General features: G+C 62.8%; 15 protein-coding genes. 7 read left to right on the top strand and 8 right to left on the bottom strand.

The features are described 5' to 3' along the window. Positions 1 to 188 precede the first annotated feature (188 nt). A complete protein-coding gene (gene trxA / locus ACFXHA_RS05670) occupies positions 189 to 518 on the bottom strand; it encodes a thioredoxin (protein ID WP_379353478.1) in 330 nt (109 codons plus the stop codon). Positions 519 to 598: 80 nt separating this feature from the next. Continuing rightward, a complete protein-coding gene (gene trxB / locus ACFXHA_RS05675) occupies positions 599 to 1,534 on the bottom strand; it encodes a thioredoxin-disulfide reductase (protein WP_379353263.1) in 936 nt (311 codons plus the stop codon). 145 nt (positions 1,535 to 1,679) lie between these two features. Here trxB and ACFXHA_RS05680 point away from each other — a divergent pair, with 145 nt between their 5' ends. From ACFXHA_RS05680 to ACFXHA_RS05700, 5 genes are all read left to right on the top strand, one after another. Next, positions 1,680 to 2,699, top strand: a complete 1,020-nt coding sequence (locus ACFXHA_RS05680) for a hypothetical protein (RefSeq protein WP_379353265.1) — start codon at positions 1,680 to 1,682, stop codon at positions 2,697 to 2,699. Positions 2,700 to 2,711: 12 nt separating this feature from the next. Then, positions 2,712 to 3,281 carry a UGSC family (seleno)protein gene (locus ACFXHA_RS05685; RefSeq protein WP_379353267.1) on the top strand — a complete coding sequence of 190 codons (570 nt, stop codon included), beginning with the start codon at positions 2,712 to 2,714 and terminating at the stop codon, positions 3,279 to 3,281. A gap of 14 nt (positions 3,282 to 3,295) precedes the next feature. Beyond that, positions 3,296 to 4,282, top strand: a complete 987-nt coding sequence (locus tag ACFXHA_RS05690; RefSeq protein WP_379353269.1) for a hypothetical protein — start codon at positions 3,296 to 3,298, stop codon at positions 4,280 to 4,282. Positions 4,283 to 4,431: 149 nt separating this feature from the next. After that, positions 4,432 to 4,902 carry a VOC family protein gene (locus tag ACFXHA_RS05695; protein ID WP_379353271.1) on the top strand — a complete coding sequence of 157 codons (471 nt, stop codon included), beginning with the start codon at positions 4,432 to 4,434 and terminating at the stop codon, positions 4,900 to 4,902. A 123-nt stretch (positions 4,903 to 5,025) separates the two neighbouring features. Then, positions 5,026 to 5,838, top strand: a complete 813-nt coding sequence (locus ACFXHA_RS05700) for an SDR family NAD(P)-dependent oxidoreductase (RefSeq protein ID WP_379353273.1) — start codon at positions 5,026 to 5,028, stop codon at positions 5,836 to 5,838. Positions 5,839 to 5,921: 83 nt separating this feature from the next. On the opposite strand, the gene ACFXHA_RS05705 is transcribed toward ACFXHA_RS05700, so the two are convergent. Together ACFXHA_RS05705 and ACFXHA_RS05710 are read right to left on the bottom strand one after the other, a co-directional pair. Continuing rightward, positions 5,922 to 8,234, bottom strand: coding sequence for a LuxR C-terminal-related transcriptional regulator (locus ACFXHA_RS05705; RefSeq protein WP_379353275.1), 2,313 nt, complete (start codon positions 8,232 to 8,234; stop codon positions 5,922 to 5,924). Positions 8,235 to 8,336: 102 nt separating this feature from the next. Continuing rightward, positions 8,337 to 9,071: an SDR family NAD(P)-dependent oxidoreductase gene (locus ACFXHA_RS05710; RefSeq protein ID WP_379353479.1), complete on the bottom strand. Its 735-nt coding sequence runs from the start codon at positions 9,069 to 9,071 to the stop codon at positions 8,337 to 8,339. 51 nt (positions 9,072 to 9,122) lie between these two features. Here ACFXHA_RS05710 and ACFXHA_RS05715 point away from each other — a divergent pair, with 51 nt between their 5' ends. After that, the gene (locus tag ACFXHA_RS05715) at positions 9,123 to 10,199 is read left to right on the top strand and encodes a phosphotransferase family protein (RefSeq protein ID WP_379353277.1); all 1,077 of its coding nucleotides are present in this window, start codon (positions 9,123 to 9,125) and stop codon (positions 10,197 to 10,199) included. Positions 10,200 to 10,266: 67 nt separating this feature from the next. Then, a complete protein-coding gene (locus tag ACFXHA_RS05720; protein ID WP_379353481.1) occupies positions 10,267 to 11,499 on the top strand; it encodes an acyl-CoA dehydrogenase family protein in 1,233 nt (410 codons plus the stop codon). A 6-nt stretch (positions 11,500 to 11,505) separates the two neighbouring features. Here ACFXHA_RS05720 and ACFXHA_RS05725 read toward each other — a convergent pair whose 3' ends face one another. The 4 genes from ACFXHA_RS05725 to ACFXHA_RS05740 form a co-directional block, all read right to left on the bottom strand. After that, positions 11,506 to 12,039, bottom strand: a complete 534-nt coding sequence (locus ACFXHA_RS05725; protein ID WP_379353279.1) for a TetR/AcrR family transcriptional regulator — start codon at positions 12,037 to 12,039, stop codon at positions 11,506 to 11,508. 204 nt (positions 12,040 to 12,243) lie between these two features. Continuing rightward, entirely contained in the window at positions 12,244 to 12,972 is a 729-nt protein-coding gene (locus tag ACFXHA_RS05730; RefSeq protein ID WP_379353281.1) for a hypothetical protein, read from the bottom strand. Between the two features lie 100 nt (positions 12,973 to 13,072). Further along, complete coding sequence (locus ACFXHA_RS05735; protein ID WP_379353283.1) at positions 13,073 to 13,756, bottom strand: hypothetical protein; 684 nt, start codon at positions 13,754 to 13,756, stop codon at positions 13,073 to 13,075. Continuing rightward, complete coding sequence (locus ACFXHA_RS05740; RefSeq protein ID WP_379353285.1) at positions 13,722 to 14,456, bottom strand: enoyl-CoA hydratase/isomerase family protein; 735 nt, start codon at positions 14,454 to 14,456, stop codon at positions 13,722 to 13,724. Before ACFXHA_RS05740 ends, ACFXHA_RS05735 begins: the two co-directional genes overlap by 35 nt. Positions 14,457 to 14,625: the final 169 nt, after the last annotated feature.

Below are 14,625 nucleotides of genomic sequence, written 5' to 3' on the forward strand. Positions count from 1 at the left end.
CCTCCCCAGACCATGCGCCGGGTCACAGTGCGCGCCCTTAATGAGCTGCGTCACACGGACTGTACTGTCTCAATGTCAGTAAATCAACGGGAATGCCGCAGTCGGATGACATCGACACTGACACTCCGTCAACAACAGCTCCGATCGGTGGATGGCGGCGATCGCGCCAACCACCGGTCGGGCGCCGATCAAACCAGCGCGTCCGAAAGTTCCGACAGCAGAGCCGATTTCGCCACCGCTCCCACGATCTGCCGAACCGGCTCGCCATCACGGAACAAGATCAGAACCGGTACGGACATCACCCGATAGTCCCGTGCGATCTCAGGAAACTCGTCGACATCGAGCTTCCCCACCACCAACGTCCCAGCCTGCTCGGCCGCGATCTCCTCGAGCATCGGCGCGATTGCCTTGCACGGCCCGCACCACGGCGCCCAGAAGTCGACCAGAACGGTCCGGCCCCCGGCCAGCACCTCATCGGCGAAGTTCGCGGCGGTCAAAGTGATTGTTGAGTTGGACATCTTCACTCTCTCGTTTTCAATCTCTCGGGTGCGCCGGACTTCGACGCTTGCTCATGTACGCTGCGCGCCATTGGCACAGGTCAGACTCGGGCCTGGGACAGCCAACGCTCGGTGTCGAGCGCCGCGGCACAACCCGAACCGGCAGCGGTGATCGCCTGCCGGTACGAGTAGTCGACGAGGTCACCACAGGCGAAAACCCCGTCCAGACTCGTGAGCGAGCTGCGCCCTCGTGCCACCACATATCCCGCCGCATCGACCTCGACCTGGCCGCGGATGAGACTGGATCGAGGGTCGTGGCCGACCGCCACAAAAAGTCCAGTCACCTGCAGGTCAGACTGGAGACCGGTCGACACGCCCTTCAGGCGAAGGCTTCGCACGGTGTCCTCGCCGTGCACCTCGATGACTTGTGTGTTCAGCTTCCAGAGGATCTTTTCGTTCGCCTGCGCACGTTCCACCATGATCTTCGACGCGCGCATCTCCTCCCGCCTATGCACGACGGTCACGGTGCGGGCGAACCGGCTCAGGAACTCCGCCTCCTCCATCGCCGAGTCGCCACCACCGACAACTGCGATGTCCTGGCCTCGGAAGAAGAACCCATCACAGGTCGCACACGAGGAGACGCCCCGGCCGAGCAGTCGCTGCTCTCCAGGAACATCCAGATACTTTGGGGCAGCACCCATTGCGAGGATCACGCTTCGCGCGGCGAGCCGTTCACCCTGCGCTGTGACGTACTTGATCGGGCCGGCGAGCTCCACCTCATCCACATCTGCCGTGACCAACTCCGCGCCGAACCGCAGCGCCTGCGCGCGCATTCCGGCCATCAACTCCGGCCCTTGAATGCCCTGTTCGAAACCCGGAAAGTTCTCCACTTCGGTCGTCGTCATGAGCGCCCCACCGGCCTGCAAGCCTTCGAAGATCAGCGGCTCGAGTTGTGCACGCGCGGCGTATATGGCCGCCGTATACCCCGCGGGACCGGAGCCCACGATGATGACTTTCCGAATCGTGTCCGCTGGCATACCTACCTCCATTTCGGCCAGATCAGGCCGGGTTCTACATGCGAAACGGGCAAAGTGACCCGAACTCTACGTTACTGACCTGATGTCAGTTCTGTCCTGATTTTCGCCCTATTTTTACTGACTTTTGGACGGTAGCCTGGCCCGCATGAGTTTGGATGTGTACGAAGACATCGAGCGGTGCTTCGAGGCGGGGTGGTCCGACGGCCTGCCGGTAATCCCGCCCTACGGAACACTGGTCGACACGATGCTCGAAGCATGCGGCTGGTCTGCCACCGAAGTGGTCGGCACCATCGAAGATCAGCATCTCGAGATCCGCGGCGAGCACTTGGCCGCAGCAGCAGTAATGGCCGGATGCAAACCCGAATACGGCCGATTCCTCCGAGCGGTCGGGCATGCACTGCTCGATCCACTGCTCAATATCAGCGGCTGCGAGGTGACCACCGGCGGCGTCTCCACAACGGTCATCGCGAGCGGCTCGATCGTCGGTGAACTCGGCTTCGAACACGAGGCGAATGCCCTGGGCGCGAATAACCGCGTGAACGCGACAATCGGCAGGTTCGCACAGCTTGTTCGGCTATTCTGCGGGCGCGCAGGCGGGGTTCTCCAAGCGCATGGAACCATTGGCCACCCCGGCCGCCTGTCGTTTTGCATTGCCGAGCATCCGGTCACATTCTGGCCGAGCTTTCACACCCAGTTCGCACTGGCGGCGGAGGCGTCCGCCGCGACGATCATGGCGACTGAAGGACCCATCAGCGTCAACAATCATTACGCCGAGTCGGGCGAACAGATCCTACTCACGATCGCCGACACAATCGCCCACTTCGGTTCCACCGCTCATTACTACCAATCCAGCGGCTATCTCATCGCCATCGCACCCGACCATATGGAGCTGGTGCAGTCACAATTCACGCGAGATGAGGCGCGGCGCTTCCTTTTCGAGCACGCCACACGCCAGACCGATGACCTTGCCCGAGTAGGGCGGATACCTCTTCACCCAGCGGAGTACTGGCAGGTCGTCCCCGGTGAAATGCGAGCTCCTTTCCGCACGGAGGAGCAGCTCTCGTTCGTGGAATGTGGCAAAGAGGGTGGCAAATTTTCGGCAGTCATACCCCGCTGGACCGGAAACGTCCATGTCATCTCCCGGCCCGTCGCCGAATCCAAGTAAGAGGTAGACAACGTGAGCACCTTCGTCAAACCCAGCGAGCGCGTCGTCAGCTGCGGCGACGTCAGCTGCGAATTCCTGGTGGATCCGATCCCACGCCCCAAGCCGCCGGCGATCAAGGTAAGCACGTCCCCGCAGCACCGGGAGATCGTGTTCGTGGACAACCACAAGCCAAACTCGATCGCCATTCTCCGTGGCGCACAGGCGATTCTGCGCGCACGCGGAATCCCCGTTCGCGAGGAGGTCAAGCTCAAACTCAATGCGTCGGTCACGCTCGACGACGCAGAGCTTGCAGAGCTCGCCTCAAAAGGGGGCCTGATCCTCTGTGGCATCTCCGATTGCGGCAGCTGCTCGGCTGCCAGCGTGCGTGACGCGATCTTGCTCCAACAGCGGGGAGCCGCGGCCATCGCGGTCCTGACCAAGCCATTCGAGTCCCAGATGGACCGAATTGCAACATATTACGAGACCGATAGGCCGATTCCGGTCGTCGTCCTCGACCATCCGATGCAGAACGTCGGTACCGCCGAGCTCCGCGCCCGATCCGAGGCGCTCGCCGACGCCGTCGAAGCCATCTTCAACGAGTGAGGAGGTCATTTCCGATGGATCCCTTGGCGATTCACGCAGTCGGCCTGGACCTGCCCGCGGCACAGTCGGTGCGCGATCTGGCCGCGACGGTCGGTGGTGATGTCGAAACGTATTCCGGTTGGCCCCAGGTGCGGGTCGGCGGCGATGACGACCATCCCGCATCACTCGCGTCCCGAGCGCTCGACGTCGCCCTCCAGGATGTCGGAGTACCCGCGTCCGAGCTCAAAATCGTTGTCTCCACAGGTATGTCGCGCGAGTATCTCGGCTCGTGGTCGCTGTCGGCAGAGGTGATACGACAGCATGGCGCAACGAGCACCTGTATGCCGCTCGACATCAACTGCGGGTGTCTGGCCACCCTGTGGTCGTTGTCCTTGGTTCAGGGCTGGCTGGCGGCGCAAGGCGGTGGATACGCCGCGATTGTCAGCGGCGAACGCCTGAGCGACACCGTCGATCGATCCGACAACTCAGCCCAGAACCTTTGGGGCTACGGTGACGGCGGCAGTGCAATGGTCGTCAGCGTCGGTACCGATGCGCCGGCACTCTGGCATCTGGCCTCGACCGGCTTTTCCAGCCACACCGAGTTCGCCGGCATCCTGCGGGTCGAGTACGGGGGAACCCGAAATCCCGTTCTTCCCGCTGGCGCCAAGAACTTTCGCAAGTTCGCGCCGATCCCTCTTTCCGAGGTCCGAGTGGCATACGTCAACGGGTACCAAGACGCGTTCACAACAGCACAGAAGAACACTGCGACCGTCGCCGAGCGGCTCGTCTGCAATCAGGTGTCGCCCAACTTCACTCCCGTAATCGCCGAGGCCGCAGGGATCCCGATGGAGCGCGCGGTCGTCACCGGGGACGATTCCGGACATGTCGGCTCGGCCGATATCGGAATCGGGCTGAAGAAGCTGCTCGACACGGAGGGGGCCACCATGCCGCTTGCGCTCGGAGCCAGCACACCCTTCGCGTTCGGCGCAGCAATCCTTACTCCTGCCGGATCTCGGCACTAGCTCCCAACCTCCGATTCGACTGCCCCACAGTCGAATCGGAGCTAAGAATCGCCCACCGCAAAAGCGCGGCCGTCCGGGTCACATGCGATCGCACCATATCGAAGAGCGTCTTCGGCGCGGCGCCGAAGACAGAGAGAAGGAACGCCTCGATGAGCACACACCCCGTCTCGCCAGACAACTACTATCACACCGCCTTCGTCGTCACCGACCTCGAACAAGCCGCAAAGGCGTTGACCGCTGCCGGCGGCTATCGATGGACGAATGTGCTGTCGGCGGAGCAGCCGATCAGATACGGAGACGAGGAGGGCGTCATTCAGGCACGAATCATGTACTCGATCGATACCCCCTATATCGAACTGGTGGAGGAGCGACCGGGCACACTGTGGGAGGCCGTCCCCGGCAACGCCCCACACCACATCGGCTACTTCGTCGACGATCTCGACGAAGCGATTCGTGTGATGCAGGACAGCGGGTTCTCGATGGAGGCTTGCCTCGTCGACGACGGCCGATGGCCTGCGATGCTCGCGTACATGAACCACCCGCTGGGAATGCGGATCGAGTTGGTGCAGCGGGGCGCGTTCGGCAATTGGGAAGACTTCATCCGCGCGAATCAGGCTTAACCCGAACGCCAGCCGAGCCGCCGAACGAACGTCGGCGGCTCACCTGGCTCGCCATTCCGCTCAGTGGAGCAGATCACACGCCAACCGTCCACGTTACTGACTCATAGTCAGTACTCTGCACTTATGTTTCCTCTCCCAACTGAACATGGAGCCGCACTCGTCACCGGGGCATCGTCGGGTCTCGGCCTTGCCATCGCGAAATCGCTTGCACGGCGCGGTTATAACGTCCTTCTGACCGCCCGCCGCGCGGACCGTCTCGAGGCCTTGGCTGTCGAACTCGAAACCGATTACGCAGTGCGAGCTCTGGTGGTTCCGTGCGATCTCTCCGATCGATCCGCACCCGATCAACTCGCCCAAGCCGCCGAGGATCACTCCCTTGATATCAACGTCCTCGTGAACAACGCGGGCCTGGGCTCGACAGGCCTGTTCCAACAGAGCGAAATCGCACTCCAACTCGCCATCGTCCGAGTGAAAGTGGAAGCAGCGGTAGCCCTTACAGGACGATTCCTACCCGCGATGCTCCAACGTGAGCGCGGCGCGATCCTCAACGTCTCGTCTACGACCGGGTTCCAACCTCTTGCGAACAACGCGACCTACGCGGCCGCCAACGCGTTCCTGTTGTCATTCACCGAGGGGCTACATACCGATTTGGCCGGCACCGGCGTATCTGCGACCGCCCTGTGTCCGGGACCGGTCAAGACCGAGCTGTGGAACGAATCCGGCGGCACGGCGGCAGCGATCGCCGCAGGCCTGCCCGATGTGCTGTGGATGACGCCGTATGAGGTCGCCGAAGCCGGAGTCGAGGGTCTTCGCGCGGGCAAGCGCGTCGTCATACCTGGAACGCTCAACCGGCTGGGAGCGATCGGAGGGCAGCATGCGCCGCGGAGTCTCCTGCTACGACTGACCGCCGCGATCACCGCCGCCGCCGACAGCTGACGACTGGGTCGGGTCCCGGCACAACGAGGTGCCTGGATTCCGTCCCCGAGCGTCACGTTCGATCCGAAATATTCTCGTGCTCACTAATTCTGGAGACGAAGCTCCGTGATCCACGCCGCGATCTGTGCTCGGTTGGAGAAGCCGAGCTTGCTCAAGATCTTCTCGACGTGGCCTTCTGCCGTGCGTTTGGAAATGATCAGGTCGTTCGCTATGTCGCGATTGCTTCGCCCCTCGGCGACGAGTTCGGCGATCTCCAGCTCTCTGACCGTCAGTGCGGTGCGGCATCCGCCAGGGACAGGCTCCGACACCGTCCGCACTGCTCCGTCTGCGTGAGCAAGATCCAGAGCCTCATGACGGGGCAAAGCCCTCCCCTTCTCATACCGGCTGTGAAAGTTCCTCTCCCCCATCGCCGCTCGCAATGATTCGTCGACCTCTGACCGATAGGCATGCAGGGCTGGAAGCGCCGCCGTCGAGACACCGATCTCATCGAAGATTCGGTCGGCCGCACCGAGCAAAACCGCGGACCGGTCGTACTGGTGATGGCGCGCAGCGACGAAACCGAGCCCTTCGACCGCTCTAGCGACAGCCGCGAGGTCCGCCTCACGGCTGTCTGCCAGTACTCGCGCCTCGAGTTCCCCGGCACGACCGGGTCGGCCATCCCACAGCTCGTGAATCCCGAGCATCCACAGCGCGTAAGCGCGCCAGTGTGACTCACCCTTGCTTTCGGTAATGGCGAGGCACCGGTCGAGCCAGTCGACCGCTTCCTCCTTCGCACCGGCGAACTCTGCGGTCATTCCGAGCAGCAGCAGGGTCGATACTTCTCCCGCCGTGTCGTGCGCACCCCGGAACCGATCCAGAGCGTCCGCGAGCAAAGAGATTCCGGACAGCTCACCCCCTCGGAGTGCGTCAAGCATTCCCGTCGTCTGCTGCACGTACGCCGTGGCGAGGGGATCGTCCAATTCTGCGGCAAGCTTCTCAGCGAGATCGAGTGCGATCTCGGCCGCCTCGAAATCACCTTGCATCGTGGCGAACCACGCATCGAGTCGAAGCGCTCTGCATCGCTCGGGAGCGTCACGCTCGACCAGTTCCAGCAGTCGACTCAGCCAATGACGGGCTTCGGGCAACAGGCCGAAGACCTCCCAATACGGTTCGGAGCCGGTGACGAGGCGCAGGCCGATCGCGGCCTCACTTGCAGTCGTCGCGCAAAACTCCAGTGCTGCCCGCAGATTCGCGTGGTTGCGACGTAGGCGTGCAAGCCATTCCGCCTGGCGCGGGCTGATCCATTCATCGGCGAGTTGCTCGACGAGATTCAGGTGCCAGTGCTGATGGCGACGACGAAAAACATCTTCCTCCAGTGCTTCTCGGAGTTTCGCTTGCCCGTACTGCCGCACCGTCTCGAGCATGCGGAAACTCGTCGCGACGGACGTCGACTCGCGCTGCAAGATCGACTTGCCGACGAGCCCGGCCACGACATCGAAGACTTCATGGCCGAGCAGGTCATCGTCGGCGCATATCCACTCCACGGCGTCCAGATCGAAGCTGCCGTGAAATACGGTGAGTCGTCGCCACATTCGCTGTTCCGCCACCGTGCACAGATCAAAGCTCCAATCCATGCATGACCGCAGCGTCTGCTGGCGTTCAACGGTGTTGCGGTTGCTGGTGCCGAGCAGCCGGAACCGGTCGTCCAAACGCGACAGCACCTCATCGACCGAGAGCACGCGCAGGCGAACGGCCGCGAGCTCCATCGCGAGTGGCAGGCCGTCCAGACGATGACATAGGCGCGCAACCGCGGCGTGGTTCTCGTCGGTGATTGCGAACCCGGGCACGGCGGCGTCAGCCCGATCGAGGAAGAAGGTGACGCCGTCGTACTGGCTCAACTGCGCCGGGACTATTCGAGCTTCCGGGTCCGGGACCGGCAGGGCCGACACACCGAAGACGCACTCACCAGCCAGTTCCAACGGTTCCCGGCTGGTGGCCAATACCCGCAGCTCTGTGCAGTACCGGAGCAGGACCTCGATCAAAGCCGCGCAGGCGCTCGTCAGGTGTTCACAGTTGTCCAGCACGATCAGCATCGTCTTGTCCCGAATATGGTCGACAAGCGTTTCAGCCGACCACCGTGCTGACTGGTCCCGAAGCCCGAGCCCCGCACCAATCGTGGTGGCCAGCAACTCTGGATCTCGCAAGTCGGCCAATTCGACGAGGGCAACACCGTCCCGAAAGGTCCGCTGCAGATCCCTCGCGACCCGTACGGCAAGCCGGGTCTTGCCGACGCCGCCGATTCCCGTCAGGGTCAGCAGTCTTGTCACCGTGAGCAGGCGTTTGATTTCAACCAGTTCGATGCGGCGGCCAACAAAGCGGTCGATATCGGCAGGGAGACGGCGGATCTGCGGGGCCATTCGGCTACATCAACCTTCTTTTTAACTCGAGGTGATCCCGGTCACACTACTGACTTAATGTCAGTTTTTCAAGAGCTACACCATGAGACCATCACGTTTCGATCAGCGCATGCCACCGTCGAGCCGGAGGGTCGCTCCAGTGCAGTAGGACGATTCGGCGCCCGCGAAGTACACGACGGCTCCAACCACCTCGTCGGCCTCACCGCAACGCTTCAGAGCGGCAGCATTGCCGAGGCGCTCTCGAATATCGGGAGTCCAGGCAGCGGAGACATCGGTCAGGAATGCTCCACACTGGATTCCGTTGACGCGGACGTTCGGGCCGAACGCCTGCGCGAAGCCCTCGGTGAGCGCATTGAGCCCCGCCTTCGCTGCCGCGTACGGCAACGAATACGGATCTGGATGACTCGCCGCGATCGAGCTGATATTGACGATCGAGCCGCCACCTTCGGCCGCCATTCGGGTGCCGATCGCCGCGGTCAAGCGGAACGGACCCTTGAGGTTGATGCCGATCACCTTGTCGAACAAGGCTTCACCGACCTGATCCAGGCTCGGGTACAAGGGCGACAACCCGGCGTTGTTCACCAGCACGTCCACCCGGCCGAATTCCCCGTACGCCGCCTCGACGAGCCGATCGCAATCGTCCCAATCACTGACATTGCAGCCCACCGCGAGCGTGCGAACCCCGTACTTCTCAGCAACCTCCGCTGCCACCGTCTCACAGTTCTCGACCTTGCGGCTGGCGATCACCACGTGCGCGCCGCGCTGAGCGAAGGCTTTCACCATCTCCTTGCCCATGCCGCGGCTACCGCCGGTCACGATGACGACCTGTCCGTCCATACTCACTGGCGCTCCAATTAATAGAGTGGACACTCAATACATTACGCGCCTATGATACGACTCGTGCCACAGCAGTCAAGACAAGACAACGGTGTCGACCTGCACATACTGGAGTCCTGGATGGACGCCCAGGGTCTGGGAGCCGGCCCGATCCAGAATGTGCAGCCGATCGGCGGCGGAACACAGAACGTCATGCTCAGTTTCGAGCGCGCTGACCGGCGCTACGTCTTCCGCCGAGGACCCAGCCACATACGCCCGGCCACGAACAACGTGCTCCGCCGGGAGGTACAGGTACTCGATGCTCTTTCCGAAAGCCTTGTGCCACATCCCCGTTTGATCGCAAGCTGCCCAGACGAAACAGTGCTCGGCGACTCGGTCTTCTACCTGATGGAGCCCATCGAGGGATTCAACGCGTTGACCGAACTTCCGCGGGCATACGTCGAGAATTCCTCGCTGCGCCACGACATGGGACTGGCCATGGTAGATGCGCTCGCCGCCCTCGCCGCCGTGGACTACAAAGCGGTCGGGCTGGAGGATTTCGGACGCCCCGATGGGTTTCTGGAACGCCAAGTTGCCCGCTGGCTGAAGGAATTGTCTTCCTACACAAAGTATTCGGGCTACGACGGATCAGAGATCATCGGTATCGACGAGATCGCGGACTGGCTCGACCACAATCGGCCTGATACCTGGCAGCCGGGCATCATGCACGGTGACTACCACCTGGCCAATGTCATGTTCCGCCCCGACCGGGCGGAAGTCGCGGCGATCGTCGACTGGGAAATGTGCACCATCGGCGATCCGCTGCTCGATCTCGGCTGGCTGCTCGCCACCTGGCCGCACCCGGACGAGCAGGAACCCCTCATTGATGGCCCGCTGGCCAAGGCTGGCGGCCTGGCCACTCCTCAGGAGCTCATCGAGCGCTACGCCGCACGCTCACAACGCGATCTGTCGGCGATGACGTGGTACACGATCCTCGCGTCGTTCAAGCTCGGCATCGTGCTGGAAGGCACCTATGCCCGCGCCTGCGCCGGGGCCGCGCCCCGTGCTATCGGCGAGTACCTGCACGCATTGACATTGCGCCTCTTCGCCCGGGCCCGCGCACTCGCTTCGGGCACTCTCATCCTTTGATGGAAGGACACACATAGTGGTATCAGAACTCTTCGCGGACGTCGAGTTTCAGAAAAAGCTCGACTGGATGGACGACTTCGTCAAGTCGGAGATCTACCCGCTCGAAACACTCGACCTCGACTGGACTCAGTTGCGGAAGGCCGTCGCCCCGCTGCAACAGGAGGTCAAGGCTCAAGGCCTGTGGGCCGCGCATTTGGGACACGAGCTGGGTGGTCCAGGCTTCGGTCAGGTCAAGCTCGGCCTGATGAACGAGATCATCGGTAAGGTCATTTTCGCCCCACTCGTCTTCGGCAACGCCGCACCCGACTCGGGTAATAGTGAAATCCTCGCCATCGCAGGTACTCCCGACCAGAAGAAGCGCTGGCTCGAGCCGTTGCTCGCCGGCGAGATGATGTCCGCGTTCGCCCTCACCGAGCCCGACAACGCGGGCGCCGACCCGACCCGTTTGTCAACGACAGCCGTTCGCGACGGCGATGACTGGGTAATCAACGGCCGTAAGTGGTTCATCAGCAATGCCTCGATTGCCGACTTCTTCATCGCGATGGTGGTGACAGACCCCGACGCTGAAAGGCACCGGCGCGCTTCACAGATCATCATTCCGGCCGACACCCCAGGCGTGCATATCCTGCGCGACATTCCCACCATCGAGCATGATCACATCCGCCCCAACTGGTACGGCTACCACGCCGAGATGGTCTTCGAAAATGTCCGAGTGCCCGTTGATTCCGTGCTGGGTCAACCTGGCGATGGCTTCTTGATCGCACAGAAGCGGCTGGGACCAGGACGAATCCACCACTGCATGCGCTGGATGGGCCAGGCCCGACGGGCCTTCGACATGATGTGCGAGCGCGCCACTTACCGTTACTCACACGGTAGCCTGCTGGCCGACAAGCAGACCGTGCGCACCTGGATCGCGGACTCCGCGGCCGAGATGCAAGCCGCGAAGTTGATGACGCTCCATGCCGCCTGGATGATCGATCAGCATGGCGTCCGAGCTGCCCGCAAGGAGATCGCCTACATCAAGTACTACGGCGCCAAGGTGCTTCACGACGTGATCGACCGAGCGATCCAGACGCACGGATCGCTCGGCTTCTCCAGCGACCTGCCACTCGAGTCCATGTACCGGGCCGCCCGTGGCGCACGGATCTACGACGGCCCCGACGAGGTCCACCGCGACACCGTCGCTCGTCTGGTCCTGCGCGACTACACGCCCCCGGTCGACGAGATTCCAACCGAACACGTTCCGACTCGGCGCGCGGAGGCGCAGCGCCGATTCGCGGAACTTCTCGAAACGGTCTGATCCGCCCTAACGAACCAGCCCATCGAGGACCATCGCGCGGAACTCCTGCGCGATCTCGTGGGCGGTAACCCCCCGGCGTGGCCGATACCACTGGGATATCGAATTCACCATTCCCAGTAGTCCATTGGCCACGATCCGGTTGGAGCGGGTGAACCGACCCGCCCGATACCCCTCGTCCAGCACACTCTCCCAGCAGTCCTGAACCTGTTGGCGCAAGTCCTGCAGCTGAGCCTGATGCTCATCGGTCAGCGCATCGGCGTCCCGCACTTGAATCAGCACCTCTCGCCGATGCTTGGCGATGATGTCGATGTGCACGTCGATGAGCTGCCCCAGCTTCTCCACCGGGTCGCCATCCTTCGCCGTCACCTGCTGAGCGCCGGCCAATGCCTTCTCGACGTAGCGGCGCAGAATCTCCCACAACACTTCCTCTTTGGACTTGATGTGGTAATACAACGCGCCCGGCTGCAAGTCCGTACGCGACCCGATCTCCGCCACACTCGTGGCGTGATACCCCACGGTGGCGAACAACTCGATCGCCACTTCGAGAATCCGTTCGCGCGTCGCCTCGGCGTTGCCGGAGACGCTCCCCCGCGGCCGTCCCGGGCGCCGCGGTGCGTTGCTAGTCGACTGTTCAGGTGCACCCACGCATGCCAGTCTAAAGATCGGGCCGACTTCGGATTCCGGTCGCCACGCGGACGGGTCGAGGTACCAACCAACCTGAGCCAGCCTGGCGGGAGCGCGGAGCTACTTGGGCAGGCGACTGACCACAACCCGAGCCAGCGCCTCGGCCCTGTCGATCGGAAAGGGAGTTCCATCATTGCTGTCGAACTCCATGGTCACTTGTACCCTTCCCCTGCGGATCACGACGGCATCCTGGATTCCGCGAATCGTGGTGCCGTTCACGGATATCGTCACCACCGTGCGATAGGCGATGGTCTCGTCACCAAGCTCGGGGAAAGCCAGGGCATCCACAGAGTCAACGGTCAACCCGGCGACCTTCTGATTCCGCAGCGAACTCAGCGTGCAGGCGGCGAACCGACTGTCGCGGTACTCGCGCATTCCACTGATCGCATCCTCTACAGCCGAGGCGAATGCGACATATGACCCCGAGATATGGCCGTCCGGCATCGTGAACGTCGGTGAGGACGCCCACGGACCGAACCTGTTCAGTTGTGATGGCTCCATCCCCATGCATGTCAGAAAGTCCGGCGTGTTGCGGAACGAGGTAGTGAACGCTGCCACATCCGATTTCACAGCCCCCTTCGCAGTGGACCCCGCCTGCATGTCATTGATGGTCAAGACCGCGGCCTCGGCCGCCTTCCGGTCGTCCTCCGCCACCACCACGCCACCCGACTTGCCCGAAACGCCGACCGATGCGGACGTGACCGCGGCCGTCCCCTGCTGACCATCGCCGCATCCAGCCGCGATCACAGCGATCGCCACAACTGAAACAGACACGATCCCAATCTTCACCCGTCCCCCTCCGTATCATGTTGCGCCACAGCGTAGTCCAGCCGAAGCGTTGCGAGCCCAGCTATGGTGAGGCATTGGTCGAAGACCGTGGTTGCGAACGCTAGTAATCGAACACGAGACCGTCGTGGTTCCCATCGTTCGAGGAACCGTCGCGAAGCAGATGCGGTGGAAAGCGGCGGCCAAGAACGCTCCGGCCCACGAACGCCAGAACAACGCCAGGTACGACGACATAGACCAGACCAACTCCCCAGATGGCGGCCAACTCGGCGTAGCTCGCCGATGGGTGGCTCGATGTGTAAACGAATCCGTTGAAGAGGACCCAACCGACGACTCCAGCTCCAAGCGCAGCTAGTTGAGCGCGGTCACGTTCGAGCGCCCGGCCGAACGCCTCGCGCTCCTCGTCGGTTTGCGACGGACCGCGCCGGTCGCCTTCGATCACACGCACCGCCGCCACCGCTCGGAGAAGCGCACGGTCGAGAGAATCACGGCTGCCCAGCCCTGCCGGCCAGCTCGCACGAACCTTCATCAGCAATTCGAGCCGGTCAAAGGGCGTCTTACGAGCGTTCCTGATCACGATCACGCCGCCAATCAATGCGGCTAGGACCGTCGCTATCGGCGCACCCAATACAAGTAGATCCCTCGACGTCAAAGCAGCATTGATGGGGGCCGAATCCGTTGCAAGCCAGTCGATCACGCTGGAATCATCCCAAGAGACCAGGCAAGGTGCGAACCCTTTTCCGGCGCTGAATTCAGCGGCCTCGGGCCAGCCGTTCGGCGGCGTCATCAGGCACGCCCTGGTCCATGTTCCGCTCGGAAAGCAGGGATGCGTCGCGGTCGACTCGAAGGCAGTTCGCGTACAGCGACTTGTAGATTCGGTTGGTGCCGGGTGAATTCGCTGTGATTTCGGCGGCGAGGTCGGCTACCGCGGCCTGGAGTTCGGGCGCCGGTACACATCGATCGACCAGGCCGATCCGATGGGCCTCAATCCCGTCGATTACTCGGCTGGTGAAGCCGAGTTCTTTCGCGCGGGAGATTCCTACCCGTTCGGGTAGTCGGACCGACATGCCCCATACGGGGATCAGGCCCCATTTGCCGTGAGTGTCGGCTAGCTTCGCGCTGTCAGCCGCTACCAGCAGATCGCAACCAAGTGCGAGCTCCAAGCCACCGGTGAGGCAATAGCCTTGGATCTGGGCGATGGTCGGGGCGCGGAAATGCTCGAGCTCGTCGATCGTCTCGGCCTCGACGAATCGGTTGTCTGTCTCGTCGCCTGCCGCCAGCGCCTCGAGATCGTGTCCAGCACAGAAGGATCGGCCTGCTCCGGTGAGAACGAGGCAGCGTATTCCCTCAGTTGCCGCCAATGTCGCGAGGTGCGCCCTGAGCTCCACGAAGGTATCCGCGGTCAAGGCATTGAGCTTGTCGGGTCGGTTCAAGGTGAGGGTCGCGATGCCGTTCTCGACGATGCACAGCACCAAGGGCTCGGTCATGAATCCTTCTCTCCATCGAGTTCCCACCCCCGCATGCCTGCTCGGGCTGGTGGACCGTCGCGGCGGCACGATCCTGGTCGGGTGGCCCCCCGCGGGGGGAGAGGGGGGACACACCCCCCCCCCGGCCCGGGGGGTACAGGGGGGGCGGGGGGGGGGCACCGGGGCGGGA

The sequence above is a fragment of the Nocardia sp. NPDC059240 genome, from assembly GCF_042753865.1.
Taxonomy (GTDB): Bacteria; Actinomycetota; Actinomycetes; order Mycobacteriales; family Mycobacteriaceae; genus Nocardia.